Here is a 22125-nt window from a genome sequence, read left to right on the forward strand (position 1 = left end):
GCTACAGGAGGAGCCCCGACAGCTCGTGGTGCGGCGGCGCCGCATGCTGGTGTCGTCCCGCGCCGGGAGCGGACGCGCTCTGCGCTCCGCCGCCATGCGGTGGTTGGTGCTGCCGGTCATAAAAACCACAATATCCTACCTGAAGAGTAGGAAAAAGCCTGTCCGCATGTTGAGACGTCGCAGGTCAACTGCCATGGAGTGCACGCAGATCGTTTCAAGGCGGGATCAGCAAGTGGCACGGACGGGCTGTTTCCGGGACCGGGAGGCGGTGCGGGCCGGTTGGGTCGCGGGCGCCCCTATTGACACGGCCGGAGCGGGCCCAAGACACTCGCCGGAAACGAGCTCAGGGTCCGCGTATCCGGACCGGCTTGTTGTAAACGTTTACAGCACTATCGAGGAGTGACCCGATGGCCGTTACGCGATGGCGCGGGCTCGGTGTCCTGACGGCCCTGGCCCTCGTCGCCCTGCTGGCCGTTCCTGGTCAGGCGCAGGTCGGCAAGGAGCGGGCGGGCACGATCACCGAGGGCTCCGCGTACTCCGCCGCGATGGGCGGGCCCATCCCGTACAACGTCTACCTGCCCTACGGCTACGGCGACGGCGCGCGGCGCTACCCGGTGCTCTACCTGCTGCACGGCAGGGGCGACACGATGCAGGCGTGGACCCGGGTCAAGGGCGCGCTGGACCAGCTGATCCGGGACGGGCGGATCCCCGCCCTCATCGCGGTCATGCCGGACGCGCCCTGGAGCGGACGCGGCAGCTGGTACGTGGACTCCCGGTACACCGGCGCCGACGAGCCCGGCCGGCCGGTGGAGACCGCGCTGACCCGTGACCTGGTGGGCCACGTCGACTCCACCTACCGCACCGCGCCGATCCGCGGCGCGCGGATGGTCGGCGGCTACTCCATGGGCGGCTACGGCGCGCTGCGCCTCACCCTGGCCCACCCGGACCTCTTCGGCGGCGCGCTCGTCCTCAGCCCCGCCGTCTACACGCCGCTGCCGCCGGCCGACTCCTCGGCCCGCGACCACGGCGCGTTCGGCCTCGGCGAGGAGAAGTTCGTCGACGAGGTGTATCGCAAGCTCAACTACCCCGACCTGCTGGCCGGCACGGACCCCGAGCTGCCCGTGCGGCTGTTCGTCGCGGTGGGCGACGACGAGTACGCCAACCCGCGGCCCGCCGACGCCCGCCACGACCTCGACTTCGAGTCCGAAGCGCTCTACAACGCGGCACGGCGGGCGCCGGGCGTCTCGGCGCAGATGCGCATCCTGGACGGCGGCCACGACTGGAGCGTCTGGGCGCCCGCCTTCGAGCAGGGCATGGCCGACCTCGGACCCGCGCTGAGCGTCGTCCCACCGACCGGCCTGCCCGCGCCGCTGTACGGCACCGCCGGCACCGACTGGGCGGGCGGCGTCGCGGCGCAGGCCGACGGCTCGGTGACCCTGGGGCTGGCGGCCGGCGGTCCCGTCGACGGGCAGCCGCACGCGGGCAAGCTGGACGCGGTCCTGATCCGCCGGGGCCCGGACGGCGCCACGCGGTGGACGAGACAGCTCGGCACCGCCTCCGACGAGCGCCTGTACGGCGTCGCGGCCCTGCCCGACGGCGGCGTGCTGGCCGCCGGCTACACCAAGGGCGACCTGGACGGCCGCCATCCCGGCAACACCACCGACGACGCGTTCGTGGCGCGGCTGGACGCCGACGGCGCCGTCCGGTGGCTGACCCAGTTCGGCGCGGCCGGCACCGCCGACCGCGTCTACGGGCTCGCCGCCGCCCCGGACGGCGGCGCGTACCTGGCCGGCTACACCAAGGGCGCGCTCGCCGGCCCGAACAGCGGTGACAAGGACGCCGTCCTGGTCCGGGTCGCCGCCGACGGGCAGATCACCTGGACCCGCCAGCTCGGCGGCGCCGGCGAGGACAAGGCCACCGGCGTGGCCGCCGACGGCACCGGCGTCTCCGTGGTCGGCAGCGCCACGGCGGGACTGCCCGGCGCGCCGGCGCTCGGCGGGCTGGACGGCTGGATCGCCAGATACGGCACCGACGGCACCCCGCAGTGGGTGTCCGCCGAGGGCGGCACCGGCGACGACCGGCTCGCCGCGGTGACGGTCACCACGGACGGGCTCACGGTGGCCACCGGCGAGAGCGGCGGCGACCTCCTGGCCGTGGCCTACACCTCCGGCAACCGGCGCAAGTGGCGCACGGTCGTCGCCACGGCGGCCCCGGACGCCGGCGCCGCCGTGGTCGCGCTGCCCGGCGGCGCCGTCGAGGTGATCGGCTACACCCGCGGCCGGATCGGGGTGGCGGCGGGCGGCGCCGACGTGCTGGCCGTACGCCTGTCGGCCGGCGGCGTGCGGCAGGCGGCCGCCCAGTTCGGCACGGCGCGCGACGACGGCGTCGACCCGTTCGCCGAGCCGGACCTGTACGCGACGTCGGCCCCGGCAGGGAAGGTGCTGGTGGCCGGGCTGACCTATGGCGCACCCACCGGCGGCGCCGCGCTCGGCAACGGCGACCTGTTCCTGGCCGCCGTCGACCCCGCCACCGGCCTGCCGTGACCTGAGGACGGGGTGGCCGGGCGGCGCAGCAGGGCGCCGAGCAGGAGCAGGAGCAGCACGGCGCAGCTCCAGGCGGCCCAGTCACCCCATCTGGCGTACAGGGTCGGCGCGGCCGGCGCGGGGAGGGCGGCGGTGACCGACGCGAACGGCGTGTCCGCGGTCGGCGCCTCGGCCACGATCCGGCCCTGGGGGTCGCTGAGGACCAGCAGGCCGGCGCGGGGCGCGCGGGCCACGCTGAGCCCGCTCTCGACCCCGCGGGTGACCGCCATCCGGCTGTGCAGCCACCCGTCACGGTCGAAGTCCCAGGCGGGCGCGTACAGGGCGGTAGCGCCCCGGTTGCGGTAGTCGCGGACCAGGCCGGGGTAGTCCAGGTCCTTGCAGATGATCAGGCCCCACGGCTTGCCGGGGACGAAGGCCGGCCGGGTGCCGGTGCGCAGCCCGTCCTCCAGACCCGGGATGAGGTGGTGCTTGACGTACTCGACCGGCGCGCCGCCGCCCGCGGGGAAGTCGAGCGCCACGTTGTACAGCTCTCCGCCACGGGACACGACCAGCCCGGCGATGACGTCGACCCGGTGCCTGGCGGTGATCGCGGACAGCGGAGCGGCCAGGGTCCGCAGGTCCGCGCCGTCGGCGAGGAACGTCTTCTCCGGAGTGACCACGACGCGCGCCCCCGCCGCCGCGAGGGCCTCGATGCGGGCCGTGTAGCGCCGGACCAGGTCACGGCCCTGCGGCGTGCCGAGCCTGATCAAATCGTTCGGGTGGTCGGTCGCCAGCAGCGCCACGGTGTCCCGCTGCGCGGGGGGCGGGGTGCGCAGCTGCCAGCCGCCGTAGCCCAGCGCCACCGCGAGGACCGAGCCGAGGACGGCCACGAGGCGCAGCCGTCCGGCCGCGGCCGGGGCGAGCAGCGCGGCGATCCCCGACGGTACGGCCATGAGGAGGAACGTGATGCCCCAGACGCCGGCGGCCGAGGCCGTCTGCAGCACGGGCAGGACGTCGGCCTGGGTGTAGGCCAGGCTCGACCACGCGCCGTGCGGTGTGATCACCGACAGGGCGTACTCCACCGTGACCCAGGCCGCGGGGACGACGAGGGCCGCCGACAGCGGGCGGCCGCGCGACGTCAGGGCGCGGAAGGCGACCGACGCCAGCCCGAACAGCGACGCCGTCCCCACGAAGGAGACCGCCACCACCGGCAGCGGTAGCTCGATCGAGTTCAGCGCGTAGTCCCACAGCGGCGCCGTGCCGCCCAGCCACGCGGCGGTCCCGGCGGCGAAAGCCGTGCCCGCGCCGACTCGGGGCGCGAGTGCCAGCACCGGCAGCGGGGCGAGCCAGGTGCACCACGGCACGGGGTGCAGTCCGCTGCCGGAGCAGAACAGAAGCGCCGACAGCGCGGCCGCCGCGATCGCGGCGGCGGATCTCCAGGTCTTCGAGTGCATGCTCCGATGCTCCGCCTGGCGTGGGCGGCGGGGCATCGCCGCCGCGATCGATCCGGCGGATCACCCGTGCGGACTACGCGCCGGGCACGACGAGGCCCGCCTCGTAGGCGAAGACGACGGCCTGCACCCGGTCGCGCAGGTCGAGCTTGGTGAGGATGCGGCTGATGTGTGTCTTGACGGTGTGCTCGCTGACGACCAGCTCGGCGGCGATCTCGGCGTTGGACCTGCCGGCCGCCACCAGCCGCAGCGTCTCGATCTCGCGCTCGGTCAGCGCCCCGAGCCGGCCGGCCAGCCGCGGCGCCACGCCGTGGCCGGGCCGCCGGACCAGGTCCTGGACCAGCCGCCTGGTGATCGTCGGAGCCAGCAGGGACTCTCCGGCGGCGACCACGCGCACGGCGTGGGCCAGCTCGTCGCGGCGGATGTCCTTGAGGATGAAGCCGCTCGCCCCGGCCCGCAGCGCGTCGTAGACGTATTCGTCCAGGTCGAACATCGTCAGCACCAGCACTTTCGCGGACGTCGTCGCGCAGATGCGCCCGGTCGCCTCCACCCCGTCCATGACCGGCATCTGGATGTCCATGAGCACGACGTCCGGCTGGAGCTCCGCCGCCGCCGCGACGGCCGCGAGGCCGTCGGCCGCCTCGCCGACGACCGTGATGTCCGGCTGGGCGTCGAGGATCAGGGAGAAGCCGCCGCGGAACAGATCCTGGTCGTCGACGATGAGGACGCGCAGCATGGGCTTCATCTAACCGGAAGCACCGCGGACACGACGAACCCCCCGGGGCCCGGCCCGGCGTGCAGGGTCCCGCCGCAGGCCGCCGCCCGCTCCCGCATGCCGGTCAGCCCGTGACCGTCCCCGGTGCCCCCGGCGCCGCCGCCGTCGTCGGCGATCACGACCTCCAGTGACGCCCGCGTCCAGGTCAGCCGGACCCGTACGGCACCCGCGTCCGAGTGGCGCAGCACGTTCGTCAGCGCCTCCTGGACGATCCGGTAGGCGGCGACGTCGACCTCGGCGGAGATCCGGCGCGGCTCACCCTCGCGGGCCAGCGTCACCTTCAGCCCGGTCCGCCCGGTCCGGTCGACGAGCTCGGGCAGGGAGTCGACCCCCGGGCGCGGCCCCCTGCCCGCGTCCTCTCCCGAGCGCAGCGTGCCGAGCAGGTCGCGCAGCTGTACCAGCGCCCCGCGGCCGATCTCGCCGATCGCGTCGAAGGCCGCCTCGGCGCGCGCCGGGTCCGAGCGCATCGCCACGGGTCCCGCCTCGGCCTGCACCACCATGAGGCCGACGGAGTGGGTCACGATGTCGTGCATGTCGCGCGCGATGCGGGTGCGCTCCCGCGCGGCCGCCGCGTCGCGCTCCTGGGCGAGCCTGCGGGCGCGCTCCTCCAGCTCGGCGGCCTGCGCGCGACGGGCGCGGGCACCGGTCCCCAGGGCGTAGGCGGCGACGAGCGCCGTGCCCAGGAAGCGGTAGGTCTCCGGCCCCTCCTGCGGCAGGACGAGGGAGAAGGCCGCGATCAGCCCGGCGACCGGGATCGACAGCAGGCGCTGCCGGGGCGTGCCCAGCGCCGCGATGGTGTAGAGGCTCACCATCGGCCCGTACGGCAGCAGCGGCTTCTCCCACATCACCATCGCGCTCATGGCCAGCGCGACCACCAGCCCCGTCGCCATCGGAGCCCTGCGCCGCCACAGTATGGGCACCGAGGCGAGCACGGCCAGCGCCACGACCCACCACGCGCGCGGTGCGGGCAGCAGCAGGGGGACGACGGTCGCCGCGGTGACGGCCATGGTGATGGCGAGGTCGATCCGGGCCGGCGGCGACTCCCGCAGCCACTGCGCCACTGTGGGACTCCTGACGTCGGTCCGCCGGCCCCGCGGCCGGTTGGTCCGCCGAGCCTACGACGGCGCCGCGGTGCGCGCGTCAGCCGCCGGAGGGATCACCGGCGTCACTCCCGGGAATGAGCCCGCGGGCCTGACAGGGGTCGCGGAAAATCGTCATACGGACCGTTTACTGTTAGGAAAGTTTCCTTTATATTTTTGGCAACCTCCCAGCAAAGGAGTGCCGCGCCGCCCGGTCGGGCGCTGACAGACCTCGCCGATCTGCGTCCCGCCGCGTCGGCGTGGTCACGTGACCCGGATGTCGCCCGGACCGGACGGTTGTCAATCACAGGAGCTCATGCCCGAAGGAGATCGATGAATCACGACCAGGTCCGTGGCGCCGTGCTGTCGTTGTTCCGAACCGTGATCGGACTGCTGTTCGCCTGCCATGGGGCGGCGAGCCTGTTCGGCGTCCTCGGTGGTCCGAACGGCGGCAGGCCGCCGGAGTTCGGGGCGTGGCCGGGATGGTGGGCAGCGGTGATCGAATTCGGCGGCGGGAGCCTCGTGCTGCTCGGCCTGGCCACCCGCGTCGCCGCGCTGCTCTGCTCCGGGACGATGGCCTACGCCTACTTCGTCGTCCATCAGCCGAAAGGGCTGTTCCCGATCGTCAACGGAGGCGAGCCCGCGGCGCTGTTCGCCTGGTCGTTCCTGATGCTGGCCGTGCTCGGCGGCGGCCCCTGGGCGCTGGACGCGCTCACCGCCCAGCGCCGGAAGCGGGCCGCGGGCCGGGCCGCGGCACTCCCGGAAGAGCGGCCCGGAGTGGCCGTCATCCGCCGGATGCCGAAGGCGCGCCTGCGCCGCAGCCCCTGACCCCGGAGGGGGCCTGAGGTCCCGCCGGACCCGGGTCCGGATCCCGGTCCACCGTCACCGGCCGGTCATCGAGGCCCCCACCGGCATCACCTTCGTCGGCTACGAGAACCCGCCCGGCGTCACCACCGCCGAGCAGCGGATCCAGAGCTGGCTCTCCAGCGACCGCGCCGACTGGTACAACCACGTCAACCTCACCACCCACGAGAGCGGCGGCCACTTCATCCCATGGGAGATCCCCGACGGCTGGGTCGACGACCTGCGCCGCACCTTCCGCGGCCGGCGCTGAACCACACCGCCGGAGATCGCCGCCGGCGCTGGACCACGCCGCCGGAGCCCCCGACAGCCGCCGCATGCGGCATCATGATCTTTGACGTTGTATGGGAGGAACGGCAGGTGCAGAACAGATCTGGCGATGTCGACCGCTTCATGGCGGCCCTCGATCACCCGTTGAAGGCGGGTGTCGAACAGCTCAGATCGGCGATCTTGGCGTCGAACAGCGACATTTCCGAGCATGTGAAATGGAACGCCCCGAGCTTCCGCCATGACGGGGAGGACCGGGTGACCTTCCGGCTCCAGCCGGGGAATCGGCTGCAACTCGTCTTCCACCGTGGGGCGAAGGTCCGGGCCGACGGCGCCGAGTTCGCCTTCCAGGATCCAACGGGTCTGATGACGTGGCTCGCGCCTGACCGTGCTGTCGTCACGCTCCCGGACCTGGAAGCCGTCCGGTCCCAGCAGGTGGTGGTGGTGTCCTTGGTGAACCGGTGGGTCCGGGCGTAGCGGCGGGGTAGGGCGGCTCACCGGGCGCCTTCCGACGGTCGGTGGGAACGGCGGAGCCCTTCCACCGGCACGGGTGGAAGGGCTCCGGGTCACATGCTCCGGGTCACACCGGTGGAAGGGCCCTGGGCCAGGGGGTCAGCCCGGGGGGAAGTTGCCGTTCTTGGCGACCGGCAGGGCCAGCTGGCTGGCGCCGCTGAGGACGGCCTGCTCGATCGGGAGTCCGGCGAGGACGGGGTTGATGTGCCGCAGCGTCAGCGAGACCGTGGGCAGGGCCGGGGTGGCGAGGTCGAACTTCTCCAGGTCGATCCACCGGACGATGTTGAACACCTCACTCGGGATGTTGTCGCCGGCCTTCTGCACCGGGACGCACAGCTGGCGGGCGTAGAGGACCTGCGCGCCGTGCGTGGGGATCATCGGGGTCAGGACGGGGTTGAGCTGGCGCAGGGACAGCTGCTGGTTCAACGGGGTGTTGGGTGTGATGCCGTAGCACTTGAGGTCGATGTGGCGGACGAGCGACAGCACCTCGGGGGGTGGGGCCACGTTGTTCTTGATGACCGGCACGCACAGTTGCTGCGGGGTGTTCATGGAGATCTGCGTGCGCGGCAGGGTCTGGAACAGCGGGTTGAGGTGGCTGAGCACGAGGCCCGTGGTCACCGTGGTGCCGGAGATCTTGTAGCAGGCCAGGTCGATGTATTTGATGAAGTCGATCGCGGGCGACGGCGGGACCTGGGTGTTCTTGGCGACCGGCACGCACAGCTGCTCACGCTGGCCGAGGGTGACGGTCTCGATCGGCAGGGTGCTGAGCACGGGGTTGATGTGCCGTAGCGTGAGCGTGGCGGCCGGAGGCTGGTACGGGCTGGTCCTGAAGCATTCAAGATCGAGGAAGGCGGTCAGATCCTTCGGCGTCGGCAGCGCGAGGGCGCTGGCGGGCGGTACGCAGAGGAACGCCACGGCGAGCATCGCGACGGCGGCGGATGCGAGGCGCCGGAGCGTCGATTTTCTACGCCCGTGAATTTCAGTTACGGATCGGTCCATTGTGGCTCCAAAATTTGGGGCAGGCCTCCTTGCCACCGAGTGTGTGCCGCCGCGGCCGGACTTACAATATCGCTGACCATTTTTGTCGTACTCGAAATTCGGGTCGGCGGGCCGGGGAGTTGTTAACGGGCATAAAAGCGTTATTGGTTCGCTGAAAATCGGAGCGCGGCGGCTCCGCCACCGGCACGGCTGCGAGGGCCCGCACGCCTGCAAGGACCCGCACCCTTACAGGGGCCCACACACCTGCAAGGACCCGCACGTCTGCGGTGATCATCTCCACCGCCGCCCCTGCCCGACGGACCGCACCCGGTCCGCGGCCCCGTGCCCGGACCGCGCCGGCGGCTGGAGGTTCACCAAACCCGGGGGAAGACGTTAGCCAGGCCCGGCGGAAAGGAGAGCGGGCCGCCATTCATCCCCCTTTTGCGGCCCTCCTGAAATATCGCCGAGAGGCGTAAAAGGTCAAATGGGAAGCGGCGGGAAGAAGTGGCAGGATCGGGATATCGTACGGTGCGCGCCGGACGGAAGTCCCGGCGACGTGAAAGGCGGCCGGGACGAGCGAAAAAGGACTTCCGAAGCTCGCCGGGAGCGACAAGGACACCCGCGCTCACAACGCCAAGCCCCGCGCGGTACTTCGCCGCGACGCCCACCCACCAAGGCCACACGTTCACCCTCGGTCACCACCGACGGAGGCGGCCTGCTGTCACCCGTCCCGCCGACACACACCACACCCGAAGTCACCACTCGATGATGGAGAGCGACACGAGTGGTGACCGCGAGCCTCACAACCGGCTCACCGGCCCAGGTCGTCCCACCCCTGGAGCAGGTGGGCCGTGGCCGCCGCAGGGGCCGTGAACGACCAGCGGCCCGGCGGCAGGTTCAGGGCACAGCCCCCGTCGGCCAGCCTGGTGGTCGGCAACTGCTCGCTGAGGCCCATGAGGAAGGTGCCGTTGACGGTCATCCCGTCCCACGCGCCGCGCACGGGCAGCACCGCTCGGGCGGTCACGCCCTCCGGGACGGCGAACGTGAACTGGACCCCGTCGGGCCCGGCCCGCCAGCCCGACTCGACGGTCCCCGACGCGCTCTCGTAGCGGGCGTGCGCCTGGCGCAGCAGCGGGACGGGGCCGGGACGCAGCAGCAGCTCGCCGAAGCCGCCACCCGTCCCGCGCGGGTCGTCGCCCAGGCCCGCCACGTGCCGGAACAGCCAGTCGCCCACGCAGCCGTAGGCGTAGTGGTTGAAGGAGTTCATGGCCGGCGTCTGCAGGCCGTGCCGGTGGTGCCAGGCGTCCCAGCGCTCCCACATGGTCGTCGCCCCGGCGCGGAGCTGGTAGCGCCAGGACGGATAGCCCTCCTGGTTGAAGATCCGGCACGCCAGGTCGTGGTGGCCGGTCTCCGACAGCACGGGCAGCAGCAGGGGGGTGCCGACGAAGCCCGTCATGAGCCGGTGCCCGTCGGCGCGGACCAGCTCGGCCAGCGCCTGCGCCGACGCGGCCCGGTCCTCGGGCGGTACCAGGTCCCAGGCGAGGGCGACGGCGTAGCCGGTCTGCGTCTCGGTGTGCAGCCTCGGCCCGCTGAGGAAGGCCCGCTGGAAGGCGCCCGACACGCGGGTGAACGCCTCGCCGTACTCCGGCGCGTGCGGCTCGCCGAGCACGTCGGCCACGTGTGCGACCAGGCGGAGGCTGCGGGCGAGGGCGGCGGTGGCGATGAGGCTCTTGGGCGTCTCGACCGTGCCGGGGGCCAGCCAGTCGCCCAGGGCCCTGCCCGGTCTGATGCCGTCCTCGGTCTGGGCCAGGCAGTAGTCGGCCCACCGCCGCATCGGGTCGTAGGCGCGGAGCAGCGTGCGGTCGTCGCCGTAGCGCCGCCACAGCAGCCACGGCACCTCGACCAGCGCGTCGGACCACACGGGGGAGTCGTATCCGTACTCGGGCAGGACCGGCGCGACATGCGGGACCGCGCCGTCGGCCCGCTGCCCGTCGATCAGCGTCGTCACCCAACCGGACAGGAACGCCTGCGTGTGCCGCAGGAAGCTGAGCGTCGAGCCGAACACCGAGATGTCGGCCGTCCAGCCGGTCCGCTCGTCGCGCTGCGGGCAGTCGGTCGGCACGCTCACCAGGTTGCCGTCCGCCGACGCGCCGATGTTGGCGACGAGCTGCCGTACGGCGGGATCGCTCACGGTCAGCGAGCCGGTGACGGCGAGCGCGGAGGACAGCAGCACCGCCTCCAGGTCGTCCGGTGTCAGCGCGCCCGGCCAGCCGGTGACCTCCGCGTAGCGGAATCCGTGCAGGGTGAACGCGGGTTCCACGACGTGCGGGCCGGGGCCGAGGACGAACTCGTCACGCTGGTCCGCGGTGCGCAGGTTGTCGGTGTAGAGCCGCCCGGTCGCGGTCAGCTCCTCCCCGTGCCGCACCACGATCCGTACCGGGCCCGGCGCGTCGACGCGCAGCCGTACGCGCCCGACGACGTTCCGCCCGAAGTCGGCCACCTGGACGCCCGGCGCGGGTTCGGTCACGGACACGGCGGGCACCGTACCGATCACCCGCACCGGGGGAGCGGGGTCGGCCTCCACCAGGATCTCCGGGGCGGCCGTCGTCCCGGCGGGTCCGACCTGCGGGGAAGGGGCCTGGACGGTCTCGCCCATCACCAGGTCGGCGCGCGGGCGGCCGAGATCCCGCCGGGTCCAGGCCGCGTCCGTGGCGAGCACGCGGCGGACCCCGTCGTCGTCCCGCACGAGCACCTGGGCGCTGGCGGCGGGCCGGTCGCCGTAGCGACGCGGGCCTCCGCCGGCGACGTGACCCGCGTACCAGCCGGGAGCGAGCCACAGCTCCAGCTCGTTCCCGCCGGGTACGAGCAGCTCCGTGAGCTCCAGCAGCCGATAGCGCGTCCGGTGGCCGTAGTCGGTCCAGCCGGGGGCCAGCTCCTCCTCGCCCAGCCGTACCCCGTTGAGCAGCGCCCGGTAGACGCCCAGCGCGGTGGCGGCCAGCCAGGCGCGCCCGGGAGCGGGGCGCCACGTGAACGACCCGCGCAGGCTCACCGCAGCCTGAGGGTCGCCCGCCAGCCAGGGGGCGTCCCACTCACCGCGCGCCCGCAGGCCCGTGGTGAACGCGCCGGTCGCGTGCCCTTCCACACTCCACGTGTACGGCGTCAGCGGCGCCAGCCGCTCACCCGGCACGTCTACGACGTGCGATCCGGCGGGCACGGACGACCGCCACACCTCGCGCCCGTCCGAGGACACCACCACGGTGGCCTCCCCGAGCAGCCGGGCGTCCCACGACAGCCGGGGTGACGGCTCGTCCACGCCCACCGGATCCGCCAGACCGCACGTCAGGCCCGCCCGTGGACCGGGCGGGGCCGAACGGATGAACGGCGTCTGCGCGCCCGAGACCTGCACTTCGAGCACCCCCGAATCCCGGTTCACGCATCGAGCCCGGTGGTGAAGGCGTTGTGCAGACCGTCGACGTCGACGCCGGACAGGCTCGGCGCCATCACGTTGATCAGCAGCACGAAGCACGCGTCCTGCTCCGGGTACATCCACCACTGGCACCCCGAGGCGCCGCCGTGCCCGTACAGCCGCCGGTCGAGCAGCCCGGGAGCCGAGTGGCGCAGGTTCCAGGTGAGGCCCCAGTCCTGCCCGGCGTTGACCGGGTCGGGCTGCAGCTTGACCAGGCCCGTCGTCTGCGGGGTCGTCATGGCTGCCAGGGTGGTCGGGTGGATCAGCTCGCGGTCGCCGCGCAGCAGCGCCCCGCCCAGCGCCAGGAGGTCCTCGGCGCGGGAGAACAGCGCCCCCGCCGGGTGGCGGAGCCGTACGAACTTGTCGAAGTCGAAGCCGGGCCCGAGCAGTTCGAGGTGGTGGACCTCGGCCGCGTCGCACGCCGGGTCGAACGTGATCCGCCCGCCGCCCGGCACCAGCGTGTTCAGGTCGGAGTCGATCACGTCGGCCACGTCGCGGCCCGTGACGTCGCGGACCATCTCCGCGATCCCGGTGAAGGCCAGGTTGGAGTACTGGCTGAGCGTGCCCGCCTCGAACATCGACGGCGCGGTGACGAGGTGCTCCAGCAGGTCGTCGGGCGTGAGCGTCTGCTCGGCGATGCCGCTGGTGTGGGTCAGCAGGTGCCAGAGCGTCACGTCGGGCCGGGCGAAGTTCGGCAGCACGTCCCGCAGCGGGCGGCGCAGCGACAGCAGCCCGCGCTCGACCTGGCGCAGGGCGGCCAGGCCCACCAGCGGCTTGGTCACCGAGAACAGCGCGAAGTGGTCCTCGGTCCTGGTCGCGCGGCCGTCGTGCTCGCCGAACGCCTCCAGCACCTGGATCCCGTCGGAGGTGGCGGCGCCGAACACCGCGCACGGCAGCCGCCCCTCCTTGATCTCGCGCCTGACCCAGTCGAGCGCGATGTCGTGAGTGGTCATCCTTTGAGTGCACCTTCCGTGAGGCCGGCCAGGACGCGCTTCTGCGCGACGACGTACACCGCCACGAGGGGCAGCGTGGTGAGCAGGACGTGGGCGAAGACGAGGTTCCAGTTCAGGCTCTGCAGGGTGCCGGAGGCGAACTGGAACAGGCTCAGCGGCAGCGTGGCGTTCGCGCTGCCCTGGAGCAGGAAGAGGGCGAAGAAGAAGTCGTTCCAGACGTTGATGATCAGGATCACGCCGCCGACGAACAGCACCGGCCGCAGCAGGGGCAGCAGGATGCGGACGAAGACCTGCGGGCGGGAGGCGCCGTCGATGGCGGCGGCGTCCTCCAGGTCGCGGGGGAACGCCCGGACGAATCCGGTCGCCAGGAAGATCACGATGCCCAGGCGGCAGCCGGTCATCGTCAGCACGTAGCCGAGCGAGCCGCCGTCCAGCGACAGGGCGCGCAGCAGGTAGACGGTCGGGATGATCGACGGCGGCAGCAGGATCGACAGCCCCATCACGAAGTAGGCCGCCTGCAGCCACCGCGACCGGCTGCGCCCGAACGCCCACGCCGCCGCCGCGCCGAGGAGCACCACGGCGACCACGATCGGCACGGTCACCTTGAGGCTGTTGACCAGCCCCGTCAGGTAGCCGCCCCGGTCGAGCACGATGCCGTAGTTCTCGGCGATCGCCCACGTCCTGGGCAGGCCGAGGCCCAGCTCGGCGGCCTCGCCCGCGGGTTTGAACGAGTTGACGACCACGAGCCAGACGGGCACGAGCACCCACGGGATCGCGAAGAGCGTCAGCGCCGTGTACTTGAGGACCGCTCTCATCCCGTCACCTCCCTGCGCCGCAGCCACCACACGAGGGGCACGGCGGTGGCGATCACCAGCAGCGTCACGGTGAACCCCAGCGCGCTGGCGGAGCCGAAGAAGCCCTGCCCCCACTGCTGGCGCATCACCACGTTCAGGGCCCGCGTGTGGTCGCCGGGCCCGCCGCCGGTGGTGGCGGCGATCACGTCGTACGCGCTGAGCGCGCCCACCAGCGTGACCGCCACGTTGAAGGTCAGCGCCGGGGCGAGCATCGGGAACACCACCCGCCGCAGCCGGGTCCACGGCCCGGCCCCGTCGACGGTCGCCGACTCCAGCAGCGCCTTCGGGATGGAGTTGAGGCCCGCGATGTAGACGAGGGTGATCAGCCCGCTCCACTTCCACGCGTCGATGAACGCGACCACCACCAGCGCGGTGGACGGTTCGCCCAGCCACGCCCACTCGATGCCGAGGAAGGAGTTGACCGCCCCGTCGGGGGCGAGCAGCCCGCGCCAGATGTATCCGGCGGCCAGCGGCGAGATGAGCGTCGGCAGGAAGAACGCCGAGCGGAAGACGGTGTTGATCCCGCTGGTCCGCTGGAGGGCCAGGGCCAGCGAGAGGCTGACCGTGTTCTGGATCGCCATGCACAGGATCGCGTACAGCACGGTCACGGTGACCGCGTTGGCCAGCAGGTCCTGGTCGATCAGCGTGCGGACGTTCTCCAGCCCGTTCCAGGTGATCTCGGCCCGGAAGCTCGTCCAGGAGGAGAACGCGAACCGGACGTTGAGCAGGAACGGGGCGACGAAGAAGACCGTGACCAGCACGATCGCGGGCAGTGCCCACGGCAGCCAGGCCGCCCTGTTCCGCATCACCATCCGGGCAGTCCTGCCGCCTTGGCCGCCTGCTCGACCTGGCCCTGGAGCTGGGTCGCCGCCTTCTGCGGATCCTTCTGCCCGGCGATCAGCTCGGACATGAGCTGGGCCAGCCCGCCCATGCCGGGGATGTCGGAGTTGAAGGCGATGACCGCGCCGGTGTCGTACGCCTTCTTGACGTCCTGCAGCACGGACGAGACGCCCTGCGGGTCGGGCACGTCCTTGAACACGGGGAAGGTCTTGGACGCGGCGACGTACTCGGCGTAGGCCGGGCCGGTCATGAAGCGCACGAAGTCGAGCGACGCCTTCTCCCGCGCCGCGTCACCGGTCTTGGGTAGGTAGAACGTGCCGATCGGGCCGGGCGCGTAGGTCACGAGCGGCTTGTCGCTCGACAGGCCGACGAAGCCGACGGACTCGTCGACGGTCTTCTGGTCGCCGCCCGCGGCCGCGAGGAGGGCCGGGAGCATGTCGGAGTGCTGGGCGACCATGGCGGCCTCGCCGGTCACGAGGGCCTTCATGGAGTCCTCGAACTTGGCGGTGACGATGTCCTTGTTGAAGCAGCCGTCGGTCTTCAGCTTGGCGTAGGCGGTCAGGCCGGAGACGAAGGGCGAGCCGGCGTCGGCCAGCGTGCTGCTGTGGCCCGCGATGGCCTTGCCGTACGCGTTGGACTGGTTGGCGCCTGCCAGGTAGAGGATGGGCAGGATCTGCACCGGCCAGATCGACCCGCCCGACTCGAAGACCGGCGTGACCCCGGCGGCCTTGAGCTTGGGGCAGGCGGCGGCGAGCTCGGCGAAGTTCGTGGGCGGGGTCAGCCCGGCCTTGGTGAAGACCTTCTTGTTGTAGTAGAGGCCGAAGACCTGGGGGAAGCCGGTGATGGCGGCGTAGACCTTGCCGTTGACGGACCCGGCGGCCTGGTAGAGGTCGCCGGACCTGGCGATGTACGCCTCGCCTGTCAGGTCGCGCAGGTTCTCGGCCGGGTTGAGGGCGAGCAGGCCGCTCACCGTCGCGTGGTACTCCAGGATGTCCGGGCGGTCGCCGGTGGCCCACTTGGTCTGGGTGGTGTCCTCGAAGCCGTCGGACGGGATCGACACGAGCTCGATCTTGTGGCCGGACTGCTTCTCGAACTTCTTGTACATCTCCAGTAGCGGTGCCGGGTCCGCGCTGTTGTGCCAGAGGGTCAGTTTCACCTGACCGGTCCCCTCCGGGGCGGACGACCCGCAGCCGGAGAGGGACAGGGCGAGGACGGCGCCGAGCGCCGCGCCGAGCGGACGAGATGGTGCTCTCACGCCCGTGCTCCTGTTCATGTGGGGGAGAATTGTGTAGAACGTTCTACGGCAAGGTAGAAACGCCCGTCAAGGGGTGGACCTGAGGAGCGGTAGCGGGCTAGCCTCTGCTCTCAGCAAAGTGTGTAGTTCGTTCTACGAGAACCCAAAAGGATGGCGTGTGACGAGCGGACGGGTGACGATCGCCGATGTGGCCAGGCGGGCCGGGGTCTCCACGGCCGCCGTGTCCAAGGTGGTGCGCGGGGCCTACGGCGTGAGCGCGGAGATGCAGGCCAAGGTGACGCAGGCCATCGACGAGCTGGGCTACCGCCCGCACGCCGCGGCCCGCGCCCTGCGCGGACGCACCTACACCCTCGGCGTCATGCTCTCGGACACCCGCAACCCGTTCTTCCCCGACATCATCGAGGGCGTCACCGGCCGGCTGGGCGACACCGAGTACCAGGTGCTGCTCGGACCCGGCGGGATCGAGCCCAAGACCCAGGCCAGGATGACCGACGCCATGATCGACCGGAGCATGGACGGGCTCATCCTGATCTCGCCGGTCATGACGGACGCCGAACTCGCCGCCATCGCGACGGCCACCCCGGTCGTCGTGGTGGGCAGGCACGGCGGCGCCGCGGCCTACGACTCGGTCGTCGACGACGACGTGATGGGGGCGCGACTGGTGGTCGACCACCTGGTCGGGCTCGGGCACACCCGCATCACGCACATCACCCACCTGGAGCGGGCCCGCGCCCAGGGGCTGCCGCACATGGTGCGCGCCGAAGGCTACCGCCAGGCGATGCGCGCCCACGGACTCGCCGACGACGTGCTGGCCACCTCCTTCACCGAGGAGGGCGGCTTCGAGGGCGCGCGGGAACTGCTCGCGCGCGACGACCGGCCCACCGCGATCTTCGCCGGGGCCGACATCGCGGCGCTCGGCGTGCTGCGCGCCGCCGACGAGGCGGGCCTGTCGGTGCCGGAGGACCTCTCCGTCGCCGGATACGACAACATCGGCATCGCCTCGCTCAAACGCATCTCGCTCACCAGCGTCGACCAGGACGGGCAGGTGATCGGGGCGACCGCCGCGCGCCTGCTCGTCGAACGCATCGAGGGCCGCTCACGGTCGGTGACCTCGTCGGTGTCGCCCACGCTGATCGTCCGCGGAACCACAGGACCGCCTCGCCTCTGAGAACCAACCGCACGTCGGGGGACTGTCGCGGACCACGCATTAAAACGATTCGATGGAAGGACCCCCTACGTGAGACGACTCACTCTCCTCGCCCTTCTCCTCCCGCTGGTCGCGCCCGCGCAACCGGCCCTCGCCCAGACGGCCGCCCTGACCTGCCCGGTCAGGGTCGACCCCGCCGCGTTCGCCTCCGAGGCCCGCCTGAGCGCCCTGGCCGAGCGGCAGGAGACGTTCGGCCCCAGGCCGACCGGCTCCACCGCGCACGCCGACTACGTCGACTGGCTGGAGGACGAGATGGCGGCCATCCCCGGCCTCCAGTTCTCCTCCCTGCCCTACGCCATCGACCGCTGGGACAGCCTCGGCACCGGCCTGACCGTCGGCGGTACGGCCGTGCAGGTCGCGGCCCCCGTGCCGTTCTCCTCCTCCACCGGCGCGGGCGGCGTCTCGGCGCCGCTCGTCCACCTGGCGGCAGGGACGAACATCACCGCGGCCAACGCCGCCGGGAAGATCGTCGTCAGGGACCTGCCGTGGACCAACGTGCCCAACCTGCTGTTCTATCCGCTCGGCCTCGGCTACTCCATGTACGACCCGGGCCTCACGATCAACATGCTCGGCTCGGAGTCGATGGAGGCCCCGGCCGCGGCCGACGCCGACCTCAAGGCGGCCGCCGCCGCGGGCGCGGTGGGCGTGATCGAGGTCAGCCAGCTCCCGCACGCCCAGATCCAGGGCATGTACGCGCCCTACGAGGGCCTGCCGTACGGCGTGCCGGGCGCGTACGTCGGCGCCGACCAGGGCAAGCAGATCAAGGACGCGCTGGCCGCCGGGCAGCCGGTCCAGGCCGCGCTGACCGTGAACGCCGCCTGGACGCCGACGACGACCCGCACCCTGCTCGCGACGCTTCCCGGCGGGAGCGCCCAGAAGATCGTCGTGGAGAGCCACACCGACGGCATGAGCCCGGTGTGGGACAACGGCCCGCTCACCATGATCGAGATGGCCCGCTACCTGTCGTCGCTACCGGTGGAGTGCCGTCCGCGCACCGTGCAGTTCGCGTTCGTGACCGGCCACCTCTACCAGCACCTGACCGGCCCCGACGTCCGTGAGGGCGGCGCGGGTCAGCTCGCCGCCCAGCTCGACGCCGAGTACGACCAGGGCAAGGTCTCCTCCGTCGTCGTGCTCGAACACCTCGGCGCCAAGCGCTACGACGCGGTCGCCAGGCCGAACGGCCTGCCGGGCAAGCAGCTCGTCGCCAGCCCCACCCTCACCGAACTGCTGCTGGTCCCGGTCAGCGAGAGCACGCCGCTGCGCGAACTCGTCAAGGGCCACATCGAGTACTGGGACGTGAGGCGTACCGCGATCCTCAAGGGCCTGTCGGCGGCCGACCTCGCCACGGTGCCGCGCCACTGCAGCTTCGGTGGCGAGGGCACGCCGTACAACCAGCACCTGCTGCCCGTCATCGCGCCCATCGCCGCGCCCAAGACGCTGTTCTCGCCGCAGTTCGGCACCGAGGCGATCGACCTGCCGGCGATGCGCAAGGCGTCGCTCGCCTTCACCGACGTCGTGCTCGACCTCGGCCCGATGGCCCAGTCGGCCGTCGCGGGCGACGTGACCGCCATGCGTCAGCAGCGCGCCTCCGGCACGCCGGGGTGCGCGTGAGCATGGACAGGAGGACGCTCGTGCGTCGGCACACCATCGCCGACGCCGGGTGTCCGCTCACCGTCGGCAACGGGGAGTTCGCCTTCACCGCCGACGCCACCGGGCTGCAGACCTTCGCGCCGCTGGGCACGCAGGCGCAGTGGGGCTGGCACACGATGCCCAACCCCAAGGGCCACGTGCTGGAGGACGCGCTCACCGACTACGACGGCGTCGGCTATCCGGACCTGTATCCGGCCACCGAGGCGGGTGGCTGGCTGCACGTGAACCCGCACCGCCTGCATCTCGGCCGGATCGGCCTCGACGTCGACGAGGCCGCCCCGCTCGGCCGGTCGGCGCAGACCCTCGACCTGTGGACCGGCACGCTGTCGAGCTCCTTCGAGCTGGGCGGCCTGCCGTACGAGGTGGAGACGGTCTGTCACCCCGAGCGGGACCTGCTGGCCATCCGTGTCGTGGGCGGCGCGGGGATCAGGATCGCCTTCCCCTACGCCAGCGACGGCTGGCACACCACCGCCGACTGGGACAGCCCCGACAGGCACACCACCACGCACACGCTCACGCGCACGCCGTACGGCTCGCGCTGCGACTTCACCCGCGTCCTGGACGCGGACCGATACCACGTGGCCGCCGGGTGGGCGGGGTCGGCGCGGCTCACGTCGCCCGGCGGTCACGTGTACCTGATCCAGGGCGACGAGCTGGAGCTCGTCGTCGAGTTCGCCCGCCACCCCGTCGGCGCCGCCCTCCCGTCCTTCTCCCAGGTCCGTACGGCCGCCGCCGCCCACTGGGAGAGGTTCTGGACGAGCGGGGGAGCGGTGAGCTTCGACGGCAGCACCGACCCGCGAGCGCCCGAGCTCGAACGCCGGGTGGTGCTCTCGCAGTACCTCACCGCGGTCAACTGCGCGGGCTCCACCCCGCCGCAGGAGACCGGGCTGGCCGTCAACTCCTGGAGCGGCAAGTTCCACCTGGAGATGCACTGGTGGCACGCCGCCCACTTCGCCCTGTGGGGCAGGCCCGAGCTGCTGGAGCGGAGCCTGCCGTGGTACCGCTCGATCCTGCCGCGGGCCAGGGCCACGGCCGGACGGCAGGGTTTCCGCGGCGCCCGCTGGCCCAAGCAGGTGGGTCCGGAGGGCAGGGAGAGCCCGAGCGAGATCGGCGCCTTCATCGTCTGGCAGCAGCCGCACCTGATCTACTTCGCCGAGCTGCTCCGCCGGGTCCGCCCGGGGGCGCTGGAGGACTACCGGGACCTGGTGTTCGAGACGGCCGAGTTCATGGCCTCCTTCGCGGGCGGCGGGCATCTGGGGCCGCCGCTGGTCCCGGCGCAGGAGTCCTACTACGAGTCCAGGCGGTCGGTGCGCGATCCCGCGTTCGAGCTGGCCTACTGGTGGTGGGGGCTGGAGACGGCCCAGCGGTGGCGGGGCCTGCTCGGCCTCGACCCCGACCCGGAGTGGGCGCGGGTCCTGCACGGCCTGGCCCGGCCGCTGGTGCGCGATGGCGTCTACACGGCCATCGGCGTGGAGCCGTACACGATCAGGACCGACCATCCCTCGATGACCGGCGCGCTCGGGTTCGTGCCGCCCACCCCGCTGATCGACCCCGAGACCATGCGGGCCACCCTGCACGACGTGCTCGCCGACTGGGACCTGGAGAGCACCTGGGGCTGGGACTATCCGATGCTCGCCATGTGCGCGGCCAGGCTCGGCGAGCCTGACACCGCCGTGGACGCGCTGCTGATGGACGCCCCGAAGAACACCTACCTGGCCAGCGGCCACAACCACCAGTGGCCCGGACTGCTGCCCCTCTACCTGCCGGGCAACGGCGGCCTGCTGGCCGCCGTCGCCCACATGGCGGCGGAGGGGTGCTTCCCCGAAGGCTGGCTGGTTCAGGCGGAAGGGGTGGTAGGGATGCCGTGATCGGGGCCGGCGAGCAGGGCGGCCACGTAGTGATAGAGGTCGCCGGCCGACGACGTCAGAGTGGCGACGCGGCCCTCACGCACCTCCGAGGCGATGAACTCGGTGGCCCCGTAGACGATCAGGCGGGGCACCGCGGCACGTAGCGGCGGCAGCGAGGGGTCCTCCAGCCTGGCCCGCGCGGCCAGTGCCCCGAACATGTCGAGGAAGGGCCGGTAGGCGGCGTCACGCTGCTCGACGGCCCGCTCGCCCGCCCTCGGCAACTCCACGAAGTACGCCTGCGCGTACTCCGGGCGCTCCTGCCACCACCGCAGGTAGGCGACCATCCCCAGCCAGAGCGCCTCGCTCCAGCGGTCGCCCGCCCCCGACGCGGCCGTGTGGATCGAGTCGATCATCTCGGGCAGGTCGCGCTCGCATCCGGCGAGGAAGCACGCCTCCTTGTCGGCGAACTGGGCGTAGAAGGCGTTGCGCGAGACCCGCGCGGCGGCGATCACGTCCGGCACGCTCGTGGCGGCGTATCCACGCCTCGCGACGAGCCTCAGCATGGCCTCCACGAGGCGGTCCCGCTGGGAGGCGCGCACCGTGTCGGGGGAGAGTCCGTGCCGCCCCCTGGGGAGTGGCCGGGCCGCTGGAACTTCCTTCTGTTCATGTCTTGACATCGCTCCCCGATCGTACTTCCCTCTCTTGGAGACGTTCACGTCTCCAAATAATCCACGAGGTGACCATGGAGAACTTCACCCGTCGGCAGGCGTTGCGGGCAGGGGCGCTCGGCCTCATGTCGGCCGGATTCCTGTCATGGACCACCGAGGCCAACGCCGCCTCCACCATCGAGACGATCTACAAGGCGGCGGGTCCGTGGCCGGTCGCCACCGGCACCTCGGGCGGCCACCGGCTCTACTACCCGCAGACCCTGGGCTCGGGCGGCGTCACCCACCCGATCGTCACATGGGGCAACGGCTCGTGGGCCACCCCCGACAACTATCCGGGACTGCTCAACCACCTCGCCTCGTGGGGCTTCGCGGTGGTCGCCTCCACCGACACGACCACGGGCACCGGCGCCGAGATCCTCGCCGCCGCCCAGCACCTCATCGGCCTCGCCACCGACCCCGCCAGCGTCTTCCACGGCAAGCTGAACACCGCCCAGGTCGCCGCGGTCGGCCACTCCCAGGGCGCGGGCGGATCCATCAACGCGGCCAACGACTCCGCCGGGCTGATCAAGACCGTCGTGCCGATCGCCGTGCCCGCGCAGTGGATGGCCAGTCCAGGAGACGAGTTCTCCGTCGCCGACCTGACCTGCCCGGTGCTCTTCCTCAGCGGCGCGGACGACTGGCTGATCTCCTCGGCCGCGACCGTGCAGGGCTACTACGACCAGGCCACCGCCGGAGCGGGCCGGGCACTGCTCAAGGGCGCGGGGCACAACGACATCCAGAACACCGGCGGGGCCTTCCTCGGCTACGTGACCGCCTGGCTGAGATACCGCCTCCAGGCCGACCCCCAGGCCCGCGGGGCGTTCGCCGGCGGCACCGCCGAGCTCCCCACCAACACCGCCTGGCAGAACCAGGCCCTCAAGAACCTCACCTAGGAGAACC

General features: G+C 72.1%; 17 protein-coding genes. 7 read left to right on the forward strand and 10 right to left on the reverse strand.

Going from position 1 to position 22125, the window contains the following annotated elements:
- Positions 1-407 precede the first annotated feature (407 nt).
- Positions 408-2543 carry an alpha/beta hydrolase-fold protein gene (locus J2S55_RS26145; RefSeq protein WP_306865993.1) on the forward strand — a complete coding sequence of 712 codons (2136 nt, stop codon included), beginning with the start codon at positions 408-410 and terminating at the stop codon, positions 2541-2543.
- On the opposite strand, the gene J2S55_RS26150 is transcribed toward J2S55_RS26145, so the two are convergent.
- The 3 genes from J2S55_RS26150 to J2S55_RS26160 all read right to left on the reverse strand — a co-directional run bounded on the left by J2S55_RS26150 (position 2459) and on the right by J2S55_RS26160 (position 5809).
- Positions 2459-3976 (reverse strand): nitrilase-related carbon-nitrogen hydrolase, encoded by a 1518-nt coding sequence (locus J2S55_RS26150; RefSeq protein WP_306865996.1) that lies wholly within the window; start codon positions 3974-3976, stop codon positions 2459-2461. The two genes, J2S55_RS26145 and J2S55_RS26150, sit on opposite strands and share 85 nt — an antisense overlap.
- Positions 3977-4049: 73 nt before the next feature.
- Positions 4050-4709, reverse strand: a complete 660-nt coding sequence (locus tag J2S55_RS26155) for a response regulator (RefSeq protein ID WP_306865999.1) — start codon at positions 4707-4709, stop codon at positions 4050-4052.
- A gap of 5 nt (positions 4710-4714) precedes the next feature.
- On the reverse strand, positions 4715-5809 hold the full coding sequence (locus J2S55_RS26160; protein WP_306866002.1) for a sensor histidine kinase: 1095 nt from the start codon (positions 5807-5809) through the stop codon (positions 4715-4717).
- 351 nt (positions 5810-6160) lie between these two features.
- Here J2S55_RS26160 and J2S55_RS26165 point away from each other — a divergent pair, with 351 nt between their 5' ends.
- Together J2S55_RS26165 and J2S55_RS26170 are read left to right on the forward strand one after the other, a co-directional pair.
- Complete coding sequence (locus J2S55_RS26165; protein WP_306866005.1) at positions 6161-6655, forward strand: DoxX family protein; 495 nt, start codon at positions 6161-6163, stop codon at positions 6653-6655.
- Positions 6656-6880: 225 nt separating this feature from the next.
- A complete protein-coding gene (locus J2S55_RS26170; protein WP_306866007.1) occupies positions 6881-7432 on the forward strand; it encodes a DUF1801 domain-containing protein in 552 nt (183 codons plus the stop codon).
- Between the two features lie 135 nt (positions 7433-7567).
- Here J2S55_RS26170 and J2S55_RS26175 read toward each other — a convergent pair whose 3' ends face one another.
- The 6 genes from J2S55_RS26175 to J2S55_RS26200 form a co-directional block, all read right to left on the reverse strand.
- Entirely contained in the window at positions 7568-8467 is a 900-nt protein-coding gene (locus tag J2S55_RS26175) for a hypothetical protein (protein ID WP_306866009.1), read from the reverse strand.
- A gap of 790 nt (positions 8468-9257) precedes the next feature.
- Positions 9258-11861, reverse strand: a complete 2604-nt coding sequence (locus J2S55_RS26180; RefSeq protein ID WP_306866011.1) for a family 78 glycoside hydrolase catalytic domain — start codon at positions 11859-11861, stop codon at positions 9258-9260.
- Positions 11862-11875: 14 nt separating this feature from the next.
- Positions 11876-12865, reverse strand: a complete 990-nt coding sequence (locus tag J2S55_RS26185) for a serine hydrolase domain-containing protein (protein ID WP_306866015.1) — start codon at positions 12863-12865, stop codon at positions 11876-11878.
- Positions 12862-13680, reverse strand: a complete 819-nt coding sequence (locus J2S55_RS26190) for a carbohydrate ABC transporter permease (protein ID WP_306866018.1) — start codon at positions 13678-13680, stop codon at positions 12862-12864. Before J2S55_RS26190 ends, J2S55_RS26185 begins: the two co-directional genes overlap by 4 nt.
- Positions 13677-14531, reverse strand: a complete 855-nt coding sequence (locus J2S55_RS26195) for a carbohydrate ABC transporter permease (RefSeq protein ID WP_306866021.1) — start codon at positions 14529-14531, stop codon at positions 13677-13679. Before J2S55_RS26195 ends, J2S55_RS26190 begins: the two co-directional genes overlap by 4 nt.
- Positions 14525-15814: an ABC transporter substrate-binding protein gene (locus tag J2S55_RS26200; RefSeq protein ID WP_306866024.1), complete on the reverse strand. Its 1290-nt coding sequence runs from the start codon at positions 15812-15814 to the stop codon at positions 14525-14527. The genes J2S55_RS26195 and J2S55_RS26200 overlap by 7 nt, the downstream gene beginning before the upstream one ends.
- A gap of 157 nt (positions 15815-15971) precedes the next feature.
- On the opposite strand from J2S55_RS26200, the gene J2S55_RS26205 reads away from it, so the two are divergent.
- From J2S55_RS26205 to J2S55_RS26215, 3 genes are all read left to right on the forward strand, one after another.
- On the forward strand, positions 15972-16982 hold the full coding sequence (locus tag J2S55_RS26205; RefSeq protein ID WP_306866026.1) for a LacI family DNA-binding transcriptional regulator: 1011 nt from the start codon (positions 15972-15974) through the stop codon (positions 16980-16982).
- A 69-nt stretch (positions 16983-17051) separates the two neighbouring features.
- The gene (locus tag J2S55_RS26210; protein ID WP_306866028.1) at positions 17052-18632 is read left to right on the forward strand and encodes a zinc-binding metallopeptidase family protein; all 1581 of its coding nucleotides are present in this window, start codon (positions 17052-17054) and stop codon (positions 18630-18632) included.
- A gap of 20 nt (positions 18633-18652) precedes the next feature.
- Complete coding sequence (locus J2S55_RS26215) at positions 18653-20539, forward strand: hypothetical protein (RefSeq protein ID WP_306866031.1); 1887 nt, start codon at positions 18653-18655, stop codon at positions 20537-20539.
- Here the strand turns inward: J2S55_RS26215 and J2S55_RS26220 are convergent.
- On the reverse strand, positions 20509-21195 hold the full coding sequence (locus J2S55_RS26220; RefSeq protein WP_306866033.1) for a TetR/AcrR family transcriptional regulator: 687 nt from the start codon (positions 21193-21195) through the stop codon (positions 20509-20511). The two genes, J2S55_RS26215 and J2S55_RS26220, sit on opposite strands and share 31 nt — an antisense overlap.
- Positions 21196-21260: 65 nt before the next feature.
- Here J2S55_RS26220 and J2S55_RS26225 point away from each other — a divergent pair, with 65 nt between their 5' ends.
- Positions 21261-22118 carry a poly(ethylene terephthalate) hydrolase family protein gene (locus J2S55_RS26225; RefSeq protein WP_306875575.1) on the forward strand — a complete coding sequence of 286 codons (858 nt, stop codon included), beginning with the start codon at positions 21261-21263 and terminating at the stop codon, positions 22116-22118.
- Positions 22119-22125 lie beyond the last annotated feature (7 nt).

The organism is Streptosporangium brasiliense (assembly GCF_030811595.1).
Classification (GTDB): domain Bacteria; phylum Actinomycetota; class Actinomycetes; order Streptosporangiales; family Streptosporangiaceae; genus Streptosporangium; species Streptosporangium brasiliense.

Bases quoted from the DNA above. Each gene is read 5' to 3' on its own strand.
- J2S55_RS26145 (WP_306865993.1), top strand. From the start codon at position 408: ATGGCCGTTACGCGATGGCGCGGGCTCGGTGTCCTGACGGCCCTGGCC.
- J2S55_RS26150 (WP_306865996.1), bottom strand. From the start codon at position 3,976: ATGCACTCGAAGACCTGGAGATCCGCCGCCGCGATCGCGGCGGCCGCG.
- J2S55_RS26155 (WP_306865999.1), bottom strand. From the start codon at position 4,709: ATGCTGCGCGTCCTCATCGTCGACGACCAGGATCTGTTCCGCGGCGGC.
- J2S55_RS26165 (WP_306866005.1), top strand. From the start codon at position 6,161: ATGAATCACGACCAGGTCCGTGGCGCCGTGCTGTCGTTGTTCCGAACC.
- J2S55_RS26170 (WP_306866007.1), top strand. From the start codon at position 6,881: ATGGGAGATCCCCGACGGCTGGGTCGACGACCTGCGCCGCACCTTCCG.
- J2S55_RS26175 (WP_306866009.1), bottom strand. From the start codon at position 8,467: ATGGACCGATCCGTAACTGAAATTCACGGGCGTAGAAAATCGACGCTC.
- J2S55_RS26185 (WP_306866015.1), bottom strand. From the start codon at position 12,865: ATGACCACTCACGACATCGCGCTCGACTGGGTCAGGCGCGAGATCAAG.
- J2S55_RS26190 (WP_306866018.1), bottom strand. From the start codon at position 13,680: ATGAGAGCGGTCCTCAAGTACACGGCGCTGACGCTCTTCGCGATCCCG.
- J2S55_RS26195 (WP_306866021.1), bottom strand. From the start codon at position 14,531: ATGGTGATGCGGAACAGGGCGGCCTGGCTGCCGTGGGCACTGCCCGCG.
- J2S55_RS26220 (WP_306866033.1), bottom strand. From the start codon at position 21,195: ATGTCAAGACATGAACAGAAGGAAGTTCCAGCGGCCCGGCCACTCCCC.
- J2S55_RS26225 (WP_306875575.1), top strand. From the start codon at position 21,261: ATGGAGAACTTCACCCGTCGGCAGGCGTTGCGGGCAGGGGCGCTCGGC.